General features: G+C 46.7%; 19 protein-coding genes and 1 pseudogene. 9 read left to right on the top strand and 11 right to left on the bottom strand.

What is annotated here, in order from left to right:
* The first annotated feature begins 7 nt into the window (after positions 1–7).
* The 3 genes from IPI63_RS05010 to IPI63_RS05000 all read left to right on the top strand — a co-directional run bounded on the left by IPI63_RS05010 (position 8) and on the right by IPI63_RS05000 (position 1,588).
* A complete protein-coding gene (locus IPI63_RS05010) occupies positions 8–265 on the top strand; it encodes a hypothetical protein (protein ID WP_292477012.1) in 258 nt (85 codons plus the stop codon).
* A complete protein-coding gene (locus IPI63_RS05005; RefSeq protein ID WP_292477011.1) occupies positions 243–890 on the top strand; it encodes a metal ABC transporter solute-binding protein, Zn/Mn family in 648 nt (215 codons plus the stop codon). Before IPI63_RS05010 ends, IPI63_RS05005 begins: the two co-directional genes overlap by 23 nt.
* A 287-nt stretch (positions 891–1,177) precedes the next feature.
* Positions 1,178–1,588 (top strand): response regulator, encoded by a 411-nt coding sequence (locus tag IPI63_RS05000; protein WP_214065928.1) that lies wholly within the window; start codon positions 1,178–1,180, stop codon positions 1,586–1,588.
* 109 nt (positions 1,589–1,697) lie between these two features.
* Here IPI63_RS05000 and IPI63_RS04995 read toward each other — a convergent pair whose 3' ends face one another.
* The gene (locus tag IPI63_RS04995; RefSeq protein ID WP_292477009.1) at positions 1,698–2,894 is read right to left on the bottom strand and encodes an ABC transporter substrate-binding protein; all 1,197 of its coding nucleotides are present in this window, start codon (positions 2,892–2,894) and stop codon (positions 1,698–1,700) included.
* Between the two features lie 227 nt (positions 2,895–3,121).
* Between IPI63_RS04995 and IPI63_RS04990 the strand changes: the two genes are divergently transcribed.
* Positions 3,122–4,214 (top strand): IS1 family transposase gene (locus IPI63_RS04990; protein WP_292477007.1). Its coding sequence is split into 2 segments (ribosomal slippage): positions 3,122–3,543 and positions 3,542–4,214, totalling 1,095 coding nucleotides; the frame shifts between segments, so codons are not numbered across the junction.
* 86 nt (positions 4,215–4,300) lie between these two features.
* Here IPI63_RS04990 and IPI63_RS04985 read toward each other — a convergent pair.
* The 6 genes and pseudogenes from IPI63_RS04985 to IPI63_RS13100 form a co-directional block, all read right to left on the bottom strand.
* On the bottom strand, positions 4,301–5,128 hold the full coding sequence (locus IPI63_RS04985) for an ABC transporter permease (RefSeq protein ID WP_214065595.1): 828 nt from the start codon (positions 5,126–5,128) through the stop codon (positions 4,301–4,303).
* Positions 5,129–5,488 (bottom strand): ABC transporter permease, encoded by a 360-nt coding sequence (locus tag IPI63_RS04980; protein WP_292478199.1) that lies wholly within the window; start codon positions 5,486–5,488, stop codon positions 5,129–5,131.
* A 215-nt stretch (positions 5,489–5,703) separates the two neighbouring features.
* Positions 5,704–6,645: a nucleoside recognition protein gene (locus IPI63_RS04975; protein WP_214080247.1), complete on the bottom strand. Its 942-nt coding sequence runs from the start codon at positions 6,643–6,645 to the stop codon at positions 5,704–5,706.
* 137 nt (positions 6,646–6,782) lie between these two features.
* A complete protein-coding gene (locus IPI63_RS04970; RefSeq protein WP_214080248.1) occupies positions 6,783–8,039 on the bottom strand; it encodes an ABC transporter substrate-binding protein in 1,257 nt (418 codons plus the stop codon).
* On the bottom strand, positions 8,023–8,490 hold the full coding sequence (locus IPI63_RS04965) for a hypothetical protein (RefSeq protein WP_214080249.1): 468 nt from the start codon (positions 8,488–8,490) through the stop codon (positions 8,023–8,025). Before IPI63_RS04965 ends, IPI63_RS04970 begins: the two co-directional genes overlap by 17 nt.
* Positions 8,491–8,755: 265 nt before the next feature.
* Positions 8,756–9,453 (bottom strand): annotated as a pseudogene (locus tag IPI63_RS13100) (transposase); the annotation flags it as partial.
* Positions 9,454–9,709: 256 nt separating this feature from the next.
* Here IPI63_RS13100 and IPI63_RS04950 point away from each other — a divergent pair.
* The 4 genes from IPI63_RS04950 to IPI63_RS04935 all read left to right on the top strand — a co-directional run bounded on the left by IPI63_RS04950 (position 9,710) and on the right by IPI63_RS04935 (position 13,024).
* Positions 9,710–10,111 (top strand): DUF2178 domain-containing protein, encoded by a 402-nt coding sequence (locus IPI63_RS04950; RefSeq protein ID WP_292477001.1) that lies wholly within the window; start codon positions 9,710–9,712, stop codon positions 10,109–10,111.
* A complete protein-coding gene (locus IPI63_RS04945; RefSeq protein ID WP_214065687.1) occupies positions 10,101–10,325 on the top strand; it encodes a helix-turn-helix transcriptional regulator in 225 nt (74 codons plus the stop codon). The genes IPI63_RS04950 and IPI63_RS04945 overlap by 11 nt, the downstream gene beginning before the upstream one ends.
* 98 nt (positions 10,326–10,423) lie before the next feature.
* Positions 10,424–11,677: a hypothetical protein gene (locus tag IPI63_RS04940; protein ID WP_214065688.1), complete on the top strand. Its 1,254-nt coding sequence runs from the start codon at positions 10,424–10,426 to the stop codon at positions 11,675–11,677.
* A 417-nt stretch (positions 11,678–12,094) separates the two neighbouring features.
* Positions 12,095–13,024: a hypothetical protein gene (locus IPI63_RS04935; RefSeq protein WP_292476998.1), complete on the top strand. Its 930-nt coding sequence runs from the start codon at positions 12,095–12,097 to the stop codon at positions 13,022–13,024.
* Positions 13,025–13,392: 368 nt separating this feature from the next.
* On the opposite strand, the gene IPI63_RS04930 is transcribed toward IPI63_RS04935, so the two are convergent.
* Together IPI63_RS04930 and IPI63_RS04925 are read right to left on the bottom strand one after the other, a co-directional pair.
* The gene (locus IPI63_RS04930) at positions 13,393–14,580 is read right to left on the bottom strand and encodes a hypothetical protein (RefSeq protein WP_292476996.1); all 1,188 of its coding nucleotides are present in this window, start codon (positions 14,578–14,580) and stop codon (positions 13,393–13,395) included.
* 127 nt (positions 14,581–14,707) lie between these two features.
* Positions 14,708–16,321, bottom strand: a complete 1,614-nt coding sequence (locus IPI63_RS04925; RefSeq protein WP_292476994.1) for a right-handed parallel beta-helix repeat-containing protein — start codon at positions 16,319–16,321, stop codon at positions 14,708–14,710.
* Positions 16,322–16,932: 611 nt separating this feature from the next.
* On the opposite strand from IPI63_RS04925, the gene IPI63_RS12890 reads away from it, so the two are divergent.
* Positions 16,933–17,214: a helix-turn-helix domain-containing protein gene (locus tag IPI63_RS12890; RefSeq protein WP_214066491.1), complete on the top strand. Its 282-nt coding sequence runs from the start codon at positions 16,933–16,935 to the stop codon at positions 17,212–17,214.
* 35 nt (positions 17,215–17,249) lie between these two features.
* Here IPI63_RS12890 and IPI63_RS12885 read toward each other — a convergent pair whose 3' ends face one another.
* Together IPI63_RS12885 and IPI63_RS13095 are read right to left on the bottom strand one after the other, a co-directional pair.
* On the bottom strand, positions 17,250–17,573 hold the full coding sequence (locus IPI63_RS12885) for a DUF1670 domain-containing protein (protein WP_214066492.1): 324 nt from the start codon (positions 17,571–17,573) through the stop codon (positions 17,250–17,252).
* 3 nt (positions 17,574–17,576) lie between these two features.
* Entirely contained in the window at positions 17,577–17,987 is a 411-nt protein-coding gene (locus IPI63_RS13095) for a hypothetical protein (RefSeq protein WP_394357579.1), read from the bottom strand.
* Positions 17,988–18,617 lie beyond the last annotated feature (630 nt).

Below are 18,617 nucleotides of genomic sequence, written 5' to 3'. Positions count from 1 at the left end.
AGAGTTCATGAAAGGGATTCAATCCACTGGGCCGGCCTTATTGATGTTGGCCATCCTCATCCTGGCTCCGGCCTTTGCCGAGCCTGCCCCGAATACGATCAAGATCGTCTGCACCACCAGTGTGCTGATGGACCCGGCAACCTATATTGGTGGAGATAGAGTGAGAAGCGATAACGATTGCCGATCCCACACTCTGCCCCCATCTGCAAGGGGACATCATCCCCAGCAGAATCCAGCTCAATATGGATTTCATCCCGGGTGCTGATCTCTTTATGGCCTACAATGACAGCAATGACCAAAGGTATAATATTCCCGCGGTCAATGACTTCATGAAGGCCAACAACTATGGATCGGTTACATGGAAGACTGTATCCGATCCCTCTCGCGAATGGAATACGCCCGCCAAGGCCAAGCTTCTGGCTGAGGAGGTTAGGGGATGGCTGGTGCAGTACGATCCGATCAATGAGAGCTATTATGATGAGCGCTATGGTGAGTATGTGAAGAGCTTCGATGCCATAGAGCCGACTCCGGCTGAGAAGGAAAAGCTCAACCAGACCCAGGTCATTGTGATGCTTTGGCAGAGGGAGCCTGTGGAAGAATGGCTGGGCATGAATGTGGTCAACATCTTTGCTCCTGAGTTCGCCCTGAATGGAACCCGGACTGCGGCCAAGGTGGTGGACGATATCAATGCCAATCCAGAGAAATACCGGAACGTGAGCTTTATCATTGAGAATATGCAGTCTGGCGAGCTGGCCAAGGGGATTGAGGAGTCTCTGAAGGATAAGGGAATCAACGTCAAGCGGGTGGTCTTCACCAACTTCCCCAGGTCTATCGAAGGCGTGGATACAATGGCCGAGGTCCTGGAGCACAATAAGCAGATCGTTCTTTAGGCAGACTGGGCCGCTCTCTTTTTTGTCTCTTCGCCTGATTGCAGGGTATTGCACTGCGGAGCGGTCTCCTCTGTGCCCTGGCCTCTTTGTGATGAGGCCCAAGAACCCTGATTTCGCCATTCGTCCCTCAGAAGGCAGCTAAGAGCCTCTTTTTTCCTTTCGGCTTTCAGGGAAGATGCATCCCTTGATAATACTAATACCAAAAAGTTTATTACACAATGATACAGACCCTGCGCTGAATTGTGTGGTAGGAGAGGGCAATGCTCTTCATAGAATGGTGAGTTGAGATGGCACCTGAAACCGGATCTGATTTGAGCTATGGCAATGGAATGCACCGCAATGGGGCTTTGAGCATTCTGCTGGCAGAGGACGACCCTGCCAACCGGATGATCACCTTGCGGATGCTCAAGAAACTGGGCCACAATGCCGATACAGCAGACAATGGCGTCGAAGCGGTGCACGCCATGGAGAGCCATCCTTATGACCTGGTGCTCATGGACATTCAGATGCCCAAAATGGATGGGCTGCAGGCTGCAAGGATCATCAGGAAACGCTGGCCGGAGGGCCCCAGGATTATCTTCGTCACCGGCTGCACCAGCCGCAGGGATGAATGCATCAATGAGGGGGGAGATGGCTTCATCTCCAAGCCGATAAGCTTGCATCAACTGCAGGAGGCGATTTATGATGGGGCGTGCTGATTGATGCCCCTCTATTATCATTTATATTTTTTATACTTGTCCTCCAGCTCTATCGATATACAGTGAACTCGTATTTGATCTGTGGTTCCAGCAATCTCTAATAAAAAAATTATACGGGTTCAGGATAGACCCAGAGCCCCTCAAGATCTATATCTAAAAATTCCTTCCAATATTCTGCATGGATGGCATCTGGATTTAGGTCCTTGAACAGTTCTGGGTGCAGCCATTTTGCGAAATAGACCTTTCCTATTTCAGATCTGCTCCGAACAAAGCATTTGTTGTACAAGTATACATGGCCGTTTTTAACAGCTTTCAGATTCTCCCACCCAGGTCTGTCGATCAGTGATTCTAATTCCTTTTTTGCCTCTTCTTCAGTCCAGTTAAACCCTGCAACGTTTGTATTTTCCCGTATAAATATATAATCAGGATTCTGATCGATCAGCCATTCGGCGTCAATTGTGACCTCTCCGTCCAGCAATTCGTTCTTTTGAAAACTTGAGCCATCAACAATGTTGATCCCGCCGCAATCTTTTATTGCTTTTGAGTCATATTGATCGGACATATAAGTCAAATATTTCTCATATGTCTCCACATAGTATGTGGGCAGAGCGTCTGGATCTAAATTGTTTATTTTGTTGCTTAATATATTTTTATATTTACTCCTCCAATTAATGATTTCGTCGGCCTTCTCTGGCTCATTTACTATGTATCCTAGCTTTTTTATTATCTCATCTTGAAAAGCAAGGTCTGGATCAACCTCGCAGTCCAGCGCAACTACGGGGATATTTCCCGGGATCTTGTCCGCCAATCCCTTTTTCAATGAGGGCGATGTGGCTATAACCAGGTCGGGATTAAGAGATATTATTGCCTCATAGTCCAGGCTTCCCGAATTGAAGTTTCCCACGCTTTGGACTTTATCTACTCCAGTCTTTCTGACGATGTCGGGATTATTCTGTTTTGCGTCATCACCAATGCCCACGATTTTGTCTTTTGCCATCAGTATTGTGAACTCCTCTGCGCCTTTTCGTGCTATAACAATCCTTTCAATAGGCGTCTTTAGCGCGACTGTCCTGTTGGCAGAATCGATGAGAATCAGTTCTTTTTCATCGCCATCAATTATCTGTTTTATTTGTTCGATGTCTCTTTCATCGACCTTTCCGTCATTGTTTGCATCCGAAAGCTTTGTGAGTGTCTCTTTTCCATCGATAACTGCTTTTATGTATTCTATATCCTTGTCATCGATATTGTTGTCCATATTTGCGTTGCCATATATATTCAACACGAAGTCGTAATTCTCTGCGTTCACAGCATTAAAAGAAATACACAATATTAAAGCCAGCAATACATAGCGTAATCTCATTTAATCTTCCACCTATATGTCCTTAGTTCTATTCGTTTAAGAATAAGTATGAATTGCATAAATATCTGTTGGGTCTTGACTGTTATCTGTGGGTTCTCTTTCGCGGGTCGTGAATCTACAATCGGCTGTTATTTATATAACCTATTCCTATATGCTACATGGGGTGTAGCAAAATGGGCAAAAGAGGTCCAAAGCCTCGATTCTTGGATGTAGCATGCCCGAATGAGCAGTGCAATCTATTTGGAATTGCTGGGAAAGGAAACGTCACTGTGTACGGAACTTACAAGATAAGCTCCGGCAAGGTCAGGAAATATATTTGCCACACATGTGGTACCAGATTCTGTGATAGAACTAACACTGCATTCTATGACACAAGAACAAACGAAGAAAAGATCAAGCTGGCTCTAAAAATGGCCATGCGTGGAATGAGTGTCTTAGGAATAGCTGAGATCCTTGAGTCAAAACCATCTACTGTAAGCACTTGGATCTCGAAAGCAGCAAAGCATAGTGAAAAAGTCAATGAAGTTGTCTTGAAGGATGTAGAGACCCCAAAGGTAGAGATGGACGAGGCATGGACTTTTGTGGGGAAAAACACTACCCAGAGAAGGTGAATACGAAGATAAAGGAACTTGGATCTGGATAAGCATGGCTGCAAATTGCAGGTTGGTGCTTTCACATGTTATCGGTGAGCGATCTCAGGAAAATGCAGATCAGCTCGTTTCAAATACTGCCAAAAGACTCAGATCAATGCCGCTCTTTGTGACAGATGGATTAAGACTATATGCAGCAGCTCTTCGAAAGCAATATGGAAAACTACAGCCGTTCGCACCAACAGGCAAGCGAGGGCGACCTCGAAGTCCTAAATTAATCGTAGATGAACTATTACAATATGCTCAAGTCATTAAAATGAGGGTCAACGGTAGACTAAAAAAAGTGGTCAAGAGAATCATATTTGGCAAAGATATAGACCACAAAATGATATCTACCAGCTACATTGAACGGCAAAACCTGACATGCAGACAAGATAATAACCGCATATCAAGGAAAACCATAGGTTTCTCTAAGGAGACTGCAGAATTGAATAACCAAATGACCCTATATTTCGCGCACTTCAACTACTGCCGAAAGCATCGTGCTCTAAAATATAGAAATGAGATGGGCATAACGAAGTTCAATAGTCCCGCGAAGCAAGCTGGCTTAATCGATCATGTCTGGAGCTTGCAGGAACTCTTGACTTTTCCATATTACAAAACTCAAACCCATTAGAGGCTCACGACCCTTTCGCGCATACTCGGCAATAAGCTGCCTGCGGATATGCCTCTCTCCCTCTAGAAGCCTCCTGACGGCCGGCCCTACGGCTCCAATGCCTTTTGGGATCTCTCCGGCTCCATTGATATCATCGCAAATCCCAGAACACAGGCGCAGATCATGAGCCCTGGCGGCAGATACCACCACCACATGTCATTGGCAAATCCGCCCCGAGAAAAGGCGAAGTGGATCATCTCTCCCCAACTGATGTTTAATGGATCGCCAAGGCCCAGAAAGCTCAAGGACGCCTCAGTGAGCATGGCCGATGCCACCGCCAGGGCGAACTTGGCGTAGATGATCTCTTTGGTATTGATCAGAATGTGGTTTAGCATTATATAACCATCACCGCCCCCCAGTGATCGTGCCGCCTCCACGAAAGGCATCTCCCGCAGTTGCAGAACCCGGGAGTGAACGACCCGGGCCGTAGAGCACCACCAGAGCAGGCCGACGGCAAGGACTATGTTCCACATACTGGGGGAAAGATAGGCCGCCAGGATGATCATAAGAGGAAGCCCGGGCACAAGCAATACCACATCGCTGGTGGCCATGACCAGCTCTTCCATACCTCCACGGTAATATCCAGCCAGTATTCCTAGGGTCGCGCCGATGGTAACTGAGATCAGTCCCGCCAGAAATCCGATAGTCAATGAAACGCGAGAGGCATAGATCAGCTCAGATAATATATCCTGGCCGATGTCATTCGTTCCCAGATAATGCTCCTGGCTTGGGGGCTGGTAAGGCATCCTCGTCTCCCGGGGATCATTTGGTGCAATGATCGGTGCAAAGATGGCCATGACCAAGAATAATGAGAGAATCGACAGTCCGATCAGTTTGATACGGGAGAGGGGGACAGGGCCTTTTTTTGCTTTCATTTAGCGCCATCCTCCAATTCTGGGATCGGCTATTGCATAAAGCATATCTGCTGCGAAGTTGGCAGCCAGCACGCACACCGTAAGAACCAGGAAGCAACCCTGCATGACAGGATAATCCCTCGCCACCACTGCATCATAGATGAGCGTTCCCATGCCGTTCAGGGAGAATACGATCTCCACGATGAGAGCACCAGAGACCATGAATCCAAGGCTTATGGCCACCATGCTGATAAATGGTGGCAGAACATTTCTTATGACGTGGCGCGTGAGGATGCGCGTCTCCTTGAGGCCCTTGGCTCTGGCTGCAACTATAAACTGCTCATCCAGTATCTGTGTAACTGAATTCCTTACCACCCTCACCAAGATCAAAATCCTGAAATCCCGGCATCAATTCCACGATACTCAGTATATCCCCTCATTGATACCACAAAAGAAAACCTGGGAACTCTCATTCCTGATGGGTTGATTCTGTAGCCATCAGCTCCCCCATTCAAAAAAGCGGCCTTGTGGGGCAAGGATGCCGATCTCATAGAATAGTGAAGACCGACAGCAATGAATTGCCCGAGAATGCTTCATTATCCCGCCAGCACCATCAATACGATCAAGACCATCAGCCTGACCAGCACGCTGATCCCCGTGGATATCACAACCAGCGACAGCCCCAACCTCATTCCAAAGACAGAGGTATAATTGGGCATGAGCGAGCGGATGGAGTAGAAGGGAAGCATGAACATACTGCCCAACATCAGGACTATCAGCGCCTTCGCCTCGCTTATGCTGCCATTGCTGATCATCGGCCCCAGAAGGGTGATGCCCGCCTTGGGGCTGGCCACATAGATGGTCAGAGGGACTATGGTCTCCGGCGGCACACCGAAGAGATGGGCAATGGGAAGGGCATTTATCGACTGGAGAATGCCTCGTTCGCTCAGATATAAAACGAGAAAGGTCATGACGAAAAACAAGGATGCTATGCGCAAAAACAGTCTCCCCTGCCCCCTCAGGGATCTCAATGCAGCCTGGGAGATGCTCTTTTTGTCTTCTGGTAGATCCACCTCCTGGGAGGGGTCAGATTCTCCAGGAAGATAAGCCCGTCCCAGGATCATCACTATAAGGAGCTTGATGATCCCGGTGGAGAGAGCAACAATGGCGTAAATACCCCCGGCGAAGATGCCCAGCACCGGGACTACAAAGGCCAGATGATATGTGAACAGCTCTCGAAAGTAGACGGGAACGCTGTTCATGATGGCACAGAGAAAGGTCTGCCGCTCAGTCAGATTGCCCTCTGCTCTCATCCTGGCGATCATGGTGTTCGCGGCCAGAGCTGATCCCAGGCTCACCACAAATGTAGATGCAGAAATAGCAGGAAGGTGAGAGAACGATATCAAAGGCTTTGCCAGGTGAGATATCCTGTAGAATAAGCCCAGCTCATTCATCAGTCCTGTCAGAAATAGCATTATGAATACCACTGACATGGTGCTGGCGGTGGCGCCCAGAGACTCAGCAAATATAGAGAGCATTTTCTGTATCTAATAATAATCGAATTGCCCCTTAAAGCTGTCGAGCATTGGGCGCCCGGGCTGGGGTTGAAAAAGGGGGCCGGAGGGATTTCCAGGAGATGCTACCCATCTCTCCTGGAATATCATTGCCCACGGGGCTATGGATATACAAAGATCCCCCGATATTCTAGCCCCTGAAATCTCTCCAGGTATTCTCTGTGTATGGCCTCTGGGTCCAGATCCGGGAACCTCTCTGGATAAAACCATTTGGCCAGATATGAGAGGCCCACAAACCATCTTGGCCGGCTGGTGATCTCTGTGGTCATGAGATGCACCCGCTGGTCCTTCGCTGCCTCCACCTGTGATAGCTCCGGGGCCTGGACGATCTCCGTCCATAGCTCTCTCATCGCCGTATCATTGCTCTGGCTGTAGCCTCCAGGAGAGCTCCAGGTGAAGATGATCTGGGGATTCTCCTGCACCACCCATTCCGGGTCCACAGTGGGATACATCCCGCCTGTTCCTCCAGTCAGATCATGGGCGATATTCTCGCCCCCGGCAAGACTGCAGAGCATATCCACAATAGAGCCATTGGATCCCGTCTTCCATAGATCGGCAGAAGTATAGTATATGGGATAGACCCTGGGCCTCTCACTCTCAGCAATCGATGAAACCCGTTCCTCGATGAGGTCCAAACATCTTCCTGCGAGATTGTTCAGCTCTCGGGCATCATCCTTCCGGTCCAGGATATAGCCCAAGGCCATGATCTCCGACAGAGAGTAGTCGGGATAGGTGAAGCCCATGCGAAGCACTGTAATGCCTGTGCCCTCTAATTTGTCCTCCAGCCTCTCTGGGTCTGGCGTCCTCAAATCGGCAATCACGATATCGGGATTGAGGCTGATGATGGCCTCGATATCCGGCTCGCTCCATTTTCCCACTGTCGGAAGGCCTGCCATCTCCGGGAAGAAATCCCTGTTTGGTCCCTCCACCAGGGATGAGCCGACGCCGACGACCATATCCTGCGCATTTATGCCCCGAACCGACTCTGCGCAGGCCAGGTTAAGGACTACAATGCCCTCCACCGGCATGGGAATGGTGACATTCACCGCCTCCTCATAGATGGTGCAGGCCTTGAGGCTAATCTGCTCTCCAGTCCCGTCAATCAGCCCTTTTACCTGCTCGATATCCTTCTCATCCACAATACCATCCAGATTGGCATCTGCCATCTCCGTTGCTGGGCTCCTGCCGGCTATCACATCCTCCAGATAAGCGATATCCAATTCATCGATGGCATCATCCATATTGGCGTTGCCAAATATATTCAGTGTATAGCTGAAGGCCAGCGATGGGGAGGATATTGCCCATGATATGGCACATAAAGCAATCAGGAGCATCCCAACTTCAGATGATCTTCTCATCTCTATCAGACCTCAATTTCTCATCAATAGCCGGATATACAAATGTCCTGTTCTTCTGCTCCTCCCGGCCAAGTATCGAGCCCAAAAGCCTCAACTCCCGGCTGAGGTTCTCCTCTTTGTAAAAGTCCAGCCCCAGGGAAATAATTCCGCTAAATGGCTTCAGATTCTGGGAGACGGCCTCAACCCCATTCGGCTTTCCAGGATAGACATACGCCAACCCAACAATCAGATCCGAGGCTCCTAGAGCAGATACAGCCTCCGCGGCATCGGTATTCAGAACGATGATCCCCTGCGCGGGCCCGGGAAGTGTGACCACCCTTCCCGCGGAATCGGTTATGGCCAAAGGAGATTCGCTCTCCTCTGAGCTGGCATCGATGACGCTGACCGCCAGCAAAAAAATGAAAGATAATGCCAGAGCTATCAGATGCTTATTTCTCTTCAGTTCGAACACCTTCCAGATTCAATGTCTGGATAGACGATCATCATAATGCCACTAATCCAAATCGGATATGAATTATTGTTACTATGCAATTTGCTTATAATACTTTCGGCCCGTTCAGGTTGCAGCTATGGATGCATTTTCTCACGTAATATGATAAGTGATAGATCAGAGCTATTGATCGTGAAAAGTTATACGACTGGTATTAAATATGTGTATGTGTTTAGCTGGCAAGCCTTGCCGTTATCATTTGGAGATTATCCAGTTCTCTTTGTCTCTAGGTTGCCAAAACGGTCATGATTCGTTCGTGAATCGAAGTTCCTTTGGTATTGCGCAGAGTTCGCAAAAAACTGCCTCAAAACGACCTGCGGGCGTAGTGCCCTTTCTGCTCTATTATTTGTCGGCTCCACACCTGGATTAATGATGAAAGTGAACCAGTACTCGAATCCGTTGCGGATATTGCCAATGAATTTCTGGACCCTCTCGCAAAAGTACTCTATCTCTATCCAATGCCGGAGCTCTTCTCGGTGGATCGGTTTCAAGAGCTGTGGTTAGCGATTCATAAAGCACCTTGGGCGCTTTATGCAGGGAATTGCTTCCTCGAACCTTTCAGCTAGGTCCTTCGATTCCCGAATGTGTGCCCAGCATCGCTGCAATCGCTTTGTGAATCCGGCATATGGTTTCCCTCTATCGCATACAATTGTGCCCTTGAATCATGATTGGAGCACATCGAATCTTGCTCAAAACGGCATCGTATTCCGATTGTACCACTTCAGCAGCGCGACGGGTTAGATCGACTACCGTAGCCGGGCTCGTATTCAATCCATGCAGTCGCCTCAGTGCATCCTGGATTTTCCTATGTGGCAGTCTATCCTCGTACTTCAGCAAAGCTGTCTGCGCAATTATGTTATTTCCGAATCAGCCTTCAGAGGGACATTCTGCATTGCTGGCAACAACTCCTTTCGGGCAGCCCGGATATCATATTTGGCTAGCCGGGCTTCAAGCTCGATTATTTTTGCCTTAATCAACTCGATCTCACGTCTTAACAGCTCATTCTCTTCTTGAGGTTGCTTGATTATTTCTTCTTCGTGTATACTCTTAATTGATGAATATAATTATCATTTAATTCTTTGGTTTAATTGATCTTGGGTAAAGCTTGCATAAGTGTGATAGGAGCTAAACACGTACGTAAGCAGAGCTTATATAACCTAATGCAATGCAAAGAGATATCATGGATGTAAGAGGGTCGAAGATTTGCAGAATGGCGATCATTGTATCCATGGTAGCTTTGGTTGGCTGGTTTACGGCTGCTGGAAATGCCCTTTTAGTGGCGATTTCTATAACAGCAGGTGTGGTTCTACTCTACTTATGCAAATCGAAAATCAAAGAGGTCGTAGAGGATGAGAGAGATGTTAAGGTAAGCGAAAAGGCATCCAAGCTGGCCATAGAGATCTTCGCTGCGACAAACATCTTGATAGGTGTTGTCTTGATTGCGCTCAGGTATAGATACTCAGAGTATACAAATATCGGCTTTACTCTGGCATTCTCTGCCTCCTCTTTGATGATATTATATTCGCTTCTGTATGGATATTACAACAAGAAATATGGATACGAGCCTCCAAATGAAGAATAGAGTCAGGGTTTATCGGGCCATACACGATCTAACACAGGAGGAACTTGCCAAAAAGATTGGAGTGACCAGACAGACAGTGTTAGCCATCGAAAAGGGCAAATATAGCCCATCTCTAGACCTTGCCTTTAAAATAGCGAAGATCTTCGGCGTTAAAATTGAGGAGATTTTCATCTATGAAGATCCTCAGGAGAAAAACGACGTAGAAGGCATTTAGATTAGTATGATTAACCTCTGGATGAATTTGGCTACAATCGAAGGTGGAAATATGGTTATAAATTTCGCGGAAGCGCTCTTGATGGAGTTGACCTATAGGTGAACAAAGAGTCTTCTATCCAACTCCTTATCCGCAAAATAAAATCATCCATCACATCTACAAAGTTCAGCGAGGACCCGTTAATATTAGGGCTGGCCATATTATTGATGTTATTACTACTGCTGCATACATTTGGGGCCTTTGCGCCTCAGGAGGAGATGTGGCATAGATCCTATGGCGGTGCTGGGTCTGATGTTGGAAACTCTGTATTAGAGGTAAAAGATGGCGGATATGTCATTGCAGGCACTACTAGCTCTTATGGTGCTGGAAGAGATGATGCCTGGCTAGTAGAGGCGGATCAAAATGGCAATGAGAAGTGGAACAGGACTTTTGGCGGTTCTGATGACGATTCTGGCGCATCAGTAATGCAGATTAATGACGGCAGCTATATCCTTGCGGGCGCGACAAGCTCCTTTGGCGCAGGAGATTTTGATGCCTGGCTAATAAAGACCAACTCTGATGGAAAAGAGCGCTGGAACAAAACCTATGGGGGGGCCAGCTACGATTGGGGTTACTCGGTTCAGGGGACAGAAGATGGTGGCTATATCATCGCTGGTGAGACAAGATCCTATGGAGCCGGTGGAAGCGATGTCTGGCTGATAAAAGCCGATGTGTCCGGCGATGAGGAATGGAATAGAACCTTCGGAGGGCCGAAGGATGACGGTGGCCGTGCAGTACAGAGGACTAGAGATGACGGCTATGTTATCGCAGGTTTCACAGAGTCTTATGGTACAGGCGGCAAAGATGTCTGGCTGATAAAGACGGATTCAGCGGGCAATGAGCAATGGAATATAACTTTCGGGGGATCGAGAGACGACCGCGGAGAATTAGTCCAACAAGTAAAAGATGGTGGCTACATCATTGCAGGCGGCGCAAATGCTCCTCTGGCTAATAAATCTCTCACGGGCGATGCCTGGCTGATAAGGACCGATTCCAATGGCATCATGCAATGGGGCAAGATCTTCAGCTTCGGGAATTCTAATTATGATCTTGCCACCGCAGCTCAAGAGACAGCGGATGGCGGCTATATCATTGCAGGTTACGGCTTAGGTACCGGGATGTACTCATGGCTGATAAAAACCGATAACGTAGGAATGAAGCAATGGGATAAAGTCTTCGATGAGTCGGGCAGAAATGAGGGTTCATCAGTTCAGCAAGCTGGAGATGGCAGCTACGTCAGTACTGGATGGACGACCTCTTCCGGCAATGTAGATGCCTGGCTGATGAAAATAGCGGCGAGAATGCAGTCTTAAATGAATTTTGCATTCTCTCCATTCATAGCCATTTTTCAGGTAGTTCTCTTTTCCGGCTTCCTCTGTGCTAAATGCTTGTGTGAAATAATTTCAGAATGATAGCACTTGAAAAGAGTTATGCCGCCCACTTATTCAGTTTGCATAGCTGCAATATGCTACGATATTAGTAATAAAATATCGGCTACATGCATGCAAGAGCTGAAATCCCTATCGGTGGCAGGTTAGAAAGAAAACCACCTTATTTAAGCCTTTGCATTTTGTTCGGATTTTTGAACAAAATGAGATATTATGTATTTATATATTTGCTTTTTGTTCGGGAAATCCGAACAAATTCAATAGATTTATCTAGCTATAAGTGGTATCAGTGGTTGTGCTTCCAAAGAGCACAGTTGTGCGATAAAAGAGTGGGGAATTGATATGGAAGAAAAAGAAGCAAAGGATAAGCTGGCAAGCCTGCCTGTGAACCAGGCACCTTGCCAGGAGAGCCAAGAAAACAAAGCCTCCTCTCAAGGAATGGCAAAGCGTAGCTGTGGATGCGGAGAAGGTACGAAAGCCAAGGGCACAAATGCGCCCCAATACGTCTACGCCCTTGGAAAGATCGACCCTCGCTTTCGAAGAATGGCCGTGGAAAGAGAGTTTGCACAGGCTACTGGCAGGGCGAAGACAACCGGGCTTACGGATCAACAGGCCTTCTACTCGGTTCTGTCAAAGAAGGAAAATAGGTATCTGGTACGTGAGCTGTGTTGGACTCTAACCATAGAAGGTGTGGCCGCCTATATCCTGTTGCCGAAGGACCCATTGGATTTCGATCGTCTGGTGGAATCCGTCAAGCCTCAACAGGATAAAGCGGGCATGGATGTCGTGGTCGGATTAAAGGGACCAGTTGCTCCGCCTGAAATGTGCAGCGGACTGCAAGTCCCGTTGGTCGGATTCGATCAGCTCTTCTCATTCAATAGAGATGCCTTCATCAAATCTATTCCGAGGCCTGAGTCGATTCCCGAGAAGCAGGAGGAGAAGTTCAGAACTGCAGCCAATGAGCTGTTCGACAGGATCCTGCAGATGGCGGACAATACTGGAGCCACTGACGAGCACAGGGCGCTGAATTACCTGGCGGTTCGATATCCAGCAATCTATGCCAAGGCGGCAGAGGAGTTCGAGCACAACTTTTCCCTGACAGGCGTAGAAGCTAGGCCATCAAGGCTAAGCGGTGCGCGAAAAATTGTCTCTGTGATCTTCTCCTACACTAACAGAGAGACCGATGTCACGGAAAAATTCTTCGTCCGCGTGGATGTGAGCGAAGAGTTTCCATTCCTGGTCACCAAGATGGCGCCATACTACGATAGGTGAACAATTTGAAAGGAGGTGAAAAAAAATGACATGTTATTGCTGCTATTGGACTAGCACACCATCCGACGGTTGTGTAGGACCTACTTACTGCAGCTTCTACGTGGGTCCAGCATGCTCTGCAGCCCTTTCGGCGTTCAGAGCACAATGTGGTTCCTCTGTACCAGCGTACCAGCATACGTATATAGCTCCTGACTACTACTGCCGGTAACTAAGTGTTCCTCCGAATAACATTTTCTATTTTTTTTTTAATTTTATAATTTATGCAGCAACAGGTGGTGAATAATAACATACCATCACGTCTCTCTATAATCAAGTAACTTTTAACTTGACAGATAATCTAAAAATAAAGCTTTTAAGATAGTTACCTCTCAATTTACCCTTATCAGCCATGCATCTACGCTTTTGTTACCATATGAAGTAGTACTGCCTCCAATAATATATCCTCCAGCTTTGGTCTCTTGTATTGAGTAGGCACCATCAGTTCCCTTTCCGCCAAAGGTCGTATTCCATAGTTCGTTGCCATTAGAATCTGTTTTTATTAGCCAAGCATTACCCGGGATACGTTTCTCAGGTCCTGAGGTAGTCACTAATAAGCCGTAAGATTCCGTTGAACCTGCGATAATATAGCCACTATCATTAGTCTGCTGTATTGAGAATCCCCATTCATAGCCAGATCCTCCATAGGTTTTATTCCATTGCTCTTTACCAGAGGGGTCGGTCTTTATTACCCAAACGTCCTGTGCGCCTGCACTAAAAGACTGCGTATCACCTACTAGAATATAGCCGCCATCTTTTGTTTCTCGGACTGCTCTGCAGCCATCCCAGGCTGAACCACCAAATGTCTTTTCCCATTGCGTGATACCAGTAGAGTTAGTTTTTATCAGCCAAAAATTACTACTTCCATCAGGGCCATAAGACTCTGTGGAGCCTGTGATGATATATCCACCATCGTTTGTCTTATCAACTGCCCAGCCTGCATCATAACCCGGTCCGCCAAAGGTTCTGTTCCATTGCTCTTTACCAGAGGGATCCGTCTTTATCAGCCATGCATCTGAATCCCCAGCGCCAAAGGAGCGTGTTAAGCCAGCAATGATATAACCCCCATCATTTGCCTGTAGAACGGATCTACCCTCATCTATATCTCTTCCGCCAAAGGTTTTATCCCATTGTTTATTTCCAGCAGCATCTGTCTTTATTAGCCATGCATCTGAATCCCCGGAGCCATAGGATTTAGTGGCACCCACAGTAATGTATCCACCATCTTCTGTCTTCTGAACAGAATACCCGTTATCCTCTTTTGGACCGCCATAGATCCTATTCCATAGTTCGTTGCCATTGGAATCAGTTTTTATCAGCCAGGCATCTTCTCTTCCAGCACCATATGATTCAGTGCTGCCAACGAGGATATATCCACCATCTTCGGTTTCTTGTGCTTGGCTACCAAGGTCGATACCCGATCCACCAAAGGTTTTGTTCCATACCTCTTCAGGCTGAGCTGAAGCTCCTAAAATGCCTAGCATCAGCATTGTCAACCCTAATATTAATACTATCTTCAAAATATATCGCCTCTTAAATCGGTTGCATTTCTGTGAAATATATTGTGGAAGGCAGCAGTTGCTGTTCCTCTAAGCCTACCTACTGCCTTATACGACCCTACTATTCGTTTTATCGCAGTTTTGCTCACTAAGTTTTGCTTATCGGCACTATACTTGGAACTTTATCTATTACCGGCTCCTGCACTTGAGGCGAAGGCTCGCACGGCCTCGGGAAGGGTATGTTCTCTACATAGGGCGTACTTCCTAATCCAGTTTTATCCTTTTCAACGCCCTTGTAAGTAGCCCAGAAATTTCCGTCCCAGATATTGTTGGCAAATCTGATGTTAATATAGCTGCTCTGTTCGGCATCGACGCCGTTGTAGATGAAGTTATTCTGAGTGACCCTGTTGTTGTTGCCGGAGACTTTGATGCCGACGATGTTATTTGCTATCGTATTTCCCGTGAAAGTGTTGTTGCCTCCAGCCTGTATGCCGTATCCTGAATCCGTGATTATATTGTTCTCGAATGTGTTGTTACCATCGGATGGCGAGGCATCAATACCCGAAGCAAATAAGTTTTCGCCGAAATACCGTTCGCTCTTGGTTATAATGTTATGGTATAGAGTGATGTTACTTGTGCCCGTATCTAGCTTTATTGCTTCCCTGGCGCTTGAACCTCTCAAAGTGTTATTGACGATCAGTACATCCTTTGAGAGGGCAAGAATAATCTGATTAGCCTTTGATCCCTCTATAGTGCTACTGTTTGAGTTGATCGCAAAAATGCCCCCAGCTTCAACCCCTTCGATCCTGGTTTCTGGGCAGTCAACCAGCCATATATACCCTGCAGTCAGGTTTTCCAAGTGCAACCCTTTCTGATCATGATAGTAGTAGATCTTTTCACCATTTGCTGTGCTGTTCTTCACCACCGGCGAATAGCTCTCTGGGCTGAATCCCCCGAGGTTTATGCCCTTAAGGTCAACTAAAGTCATATTCTCAAGGGTTGTATTTGAAGAGAAATCCATCTCCATTGTGGCATTTACTACAGTGCTATTTATGAATGAGGTATTGATAGGGGTGAAAGCCATAAGCCATCCGTCTTTAACATAGCAGTTCTCCACAATACAGTTCTTGGGGCTGAATAATACGATCTCATATGCCGATTTACAATCCTTTATCAAGCAGTTCTGGGAAGGAACACGGGTCTCAGGCATAAAATCCGTTGTTACCCTAGGGGACGACATGAGCTCTATCTTTTCTTGAACAAGAATATGCTCGGAGTTGCAGTTCTCGATTAAGCCATTTTTGACGCCATTGAACATTATGTTCTCGCCCCTATAGTTCGTGATCTGAATATTTTCAGCACTGCTAACGCTAAGACTGCTTCCGCTGCCTGATAGCCTGCAATTCTCTACGCGAACGTTCTTGGCATCATCAATATTTATTCCGTTTACATCATATAGGCCATAATAATTTCCTGTTAAGTTAGCCATTGTGCAGTTCTTTATCAAGATGTAGGCATCTGTATTTCTTATCACTATTCCGTTTCCAATATGGTTGTTCAGATTCAAGCCATCGATAATATAAGGGTCATCGGCCGTGCCGCTTCCTTTGAACTTCATGAGGTCAGCATTGCTAGAGATGTTTACATAATCGCTAGCCAGTTGGAAGGTCATCGAATCAACTTTGAATTCTGAGACCCCTGTGCTAATAGCCAGTCCAATCATAGCGAATAAGCCTAGAAATAATCCTATTTTCTTAGTCAAACTACCCACTCTCCTTATAAGTCATGGAGTCATATTACTCCTATGTAATGTGTATATAACATTATGTAATATAAACTTTACTATTAGAAAAAGAATAGCTTTCTCAGGCAATATAGAAAATGGATTTAATTATATTACTACTTTCATAGATAGCAATTAATTCCCTAAATGCCTCGGCACGAGCAATTATTTTTCAAATCTCAGCCGACAAACAAAATATATAAAATTAATTAAATATAAAATTTTCAATCATTATCATCTCAATTGCTGATTAAATACTGGTATTTTTGCTTGGCTCAAGCTAACTTATTGGAATTATACTTACGTAACTTTAAGCTGAACATAATTTTAATATTCTCAAGACTGCTGTAGTTTCCAAGTTTTTGATTTTGCATATGTAATGCAGTAAAGAGGTAAATTAAATGTTATTAAATAGCAAAATATTAACATAAAACGGATATCTATCGCTAGTTGATTATGTAAGAATTGGATTCAGTTTATAAAGTTGGTGGTTGAAGTGAAAAACTTGGAAAGTACAGTCAAGACTGCATCTATCATTATAATCCAAAGTTTATGCACTATGTTCGATCCAAAAACGAAAAGATATATCTATGAGCGATCTACTATCCGATAAAGCTTTTAGTAGCAAAGCACTCAAGGTCCCGGCCTTAAGTAAGAGAACTACTATTATCAGGAATCTTTCTTCGAGGCGTATGACTGTGACTGAGCTATCTAGAACCTCTGGCCTTCCAAAATCGACGATCTATGACAATTTGAGCGTATTGGTTAAGGCCGGATTGGTCGTGAAAGAGGACAAAATAAATCAATGGGTATATTATGAGCTGACAAAGAAAGGGCACAGATTGGCCGAAGCCATAAAGGCATCGAACTAAAATGACGACATATGTCGTCTTCCCATGAAATCTGTTCAGCTAACATGATTACCCTCCCCTTCAATAGCTCTTTGCTCGTCGATTAGTACAATATACTCCTTCACCAATCGTTCGCTCATCTCAAGTATTCGATCAATTTCCAGTGGTTTTATCTTGCCATTCAACATTCTGACTTTCTTAAAGGCCTTGATATATCGATCACATGCCCCCTCTGTATGCTGTGTCGTTCTGGCAATATGCGGTGCAGGGATACCCCGGAGAAACTTGGCGATAATCACCTGTGTCATTGAAGGTCCAATATCACGTATGGTTCCCCAATATGGCAGGATAACCCCCTGCTCCGTCTGATATGCTTTGATGTTCTAGCATACGCTTCCTTCAATGTGCCCTTTATAACCGAAAAAGCTCTTGACGCCCTTTTTTGCCCAGCTACCTTCATTTATCGGTTCATAATGAGATCTCATTGGTTTTTTCTGGCTATTAATAATATTATTTGAAATATCTAGCAAGCCTTTATCAAATTCTTGAACCTGTATCGACCCAATGGTTTCCGAATCTTTGTCCTCCTTCTTGCATTCGGCCTCTTGATCCTTCTTTTTCCTCTTCTGACCGGGATCGGCGTTATAAACGTTGCATCCTGGATAGAGCCCTCCTTTACGGTATACTCTTTCTCGTCGATCTGCCTCTGGAGCTCCCCCCCAAAGATCCTCGAGTTTGCCGCTCTTGATAACGCGCTCGCGAAATAGCCAAACAGTACTGAAATCGGGAACCACTTCTGTAGTGTATGGGATTGACCCCCGCGGTTGGAGAAACTCCGTCTCGTACTTTTGCGGAACTTGTCGTTCGAGGGGGGGTGGGGGGCGCGGGGATGGTCGGTCCGGGAGGGGCGGCGGGACCCAAGCTCTGGGGCCTTAACTGTTTGTATAATTGGCTGGGTGCGGGGGGGACTCGGGTGCTGCTACGACTGGGGCTGTCTGGATAACACTCCTTTCTTTAAGACACGTTTAGTTCGGGATAACCTCTCGCCTCTTGGGCAAACTCCTAATAGATCCTCGAACCTCTTTTGTGGAAAGCGGCTTGGGGCGGTTGTCGGCGGACTGCAAGCGAAGTCGAGCACTCTTTCGGGCTGGCAGGACGTGGGGGTCGCGTTTACGTGCGCGGTAAAGGGGGGCGGACCCCCTGGTCGGGCGTGATGAAAAACGAGGGGGGGGCTGCTTTTGGGTCGGGTTGGGCTCTTTTTCGGCTGGGCTCGCATATAGCGAAAGCCCAGCCTGTTAAGTGGGGGCGGTGCGGGTTGATGAGCGCGCATGTGGGCGTCCCGCGTTCACACAGGTTGGGGGGCGTAATGGGGCGCAGGCGTCGGCTGGGCTAGGGGTGGGGGGTGGGGGGTATCTCGGGCGCTA

The sequence above is a fragment of the Methanothrix sp. genome (genome assembly GCF_016706325.1).
GTDB lineage: Archaea > Halobacteriota > Methanosarcinia > Methanotrichales > Methanotrichaceae > Methanothrix.
The sequence above is the reverse complement of the archived record's forward strand: the minus strand, read 5'-3'. Positions and strand labels throughout refer to the sequence as shown.

What these genes read in the sequence shown, in the direction of transcription:
- IPI63_RS04950 (WP_292477001.1), top strand. Translation starts at nt 9,710, where the DNA reads ATGGATGTAAGAGGGTCGAAGATTTGCAGAATGGCGATCATTGTATCC.
- IPI63_RS05010 (WP_292477012.1), top strand. Translation starts at nt 8, where the DNA reads ATGAAAGGGATTCAATCCACTGGGCCGGCCTTATTGATGTTGGCCATC.
- IPI63_RS04935 (WP_292476998.1), top strand. Translation starts at nt 12,095, where the DNA reads ATGGAAGAAAAAGAAGCAAAGGATAAGCTGGCAAGCCTGCCTGTGAAC.
- IPI63_RS05005 (WP_292477011.1), top strand. Translation starts at nt 243, where the DNA reads ATGGATTTCATCCCGGGTGCTGATCTCTTTATGGCCTACAATGACAGC.
- IPI63_RS05000 (WP_214065928.1), top strand. Translation starts at nt 1,178, where the DNA reads ATGGCACCTGAAACCGGATCTGATTTGAGCTATGGCAATGGAATGCAC.
- IPI63_RS04975 (WP_214080247.1), bottom strand. Translation starts at nt 6,645, where the DNA reads ATGCTCTCTATATTTGCTGAGTCTCTGGGCGCCACCGCCAGCACCATG.
- IPI63_RS12890 (WP_214066491.1), top strand. Translation starts at nt 16,933, where the DNA reads ATGAGCGATCTACTATCCGATAAAGCTTTTAGTAGCAAAGCACTCAAG.
- IPI63_RS04945 (WP_214065687.1), top strand. Translation starts at nt 10,101, where the DNA reads ATGAAGAATAGAGTCAGGGTTTATCGGGCCATACACGATCTAACACAG.
- IPI63_RS04985 (WP_214065595.1), bottom strand. Translation starts at nt 5,128, where the DNA reads ATGAAAGCAAAAAAAGGCCCTGTCCCCCTCTCCCGTATCAAACTGATC.
- IPI63_RS04970 (WP_214080248.1), bottom strand. Translation starts at nt 8,039, where the DNA reads ATGAGAAGATCATCTGAAGTTGGGATGCTCCTGATTGCTTTATGTGCC.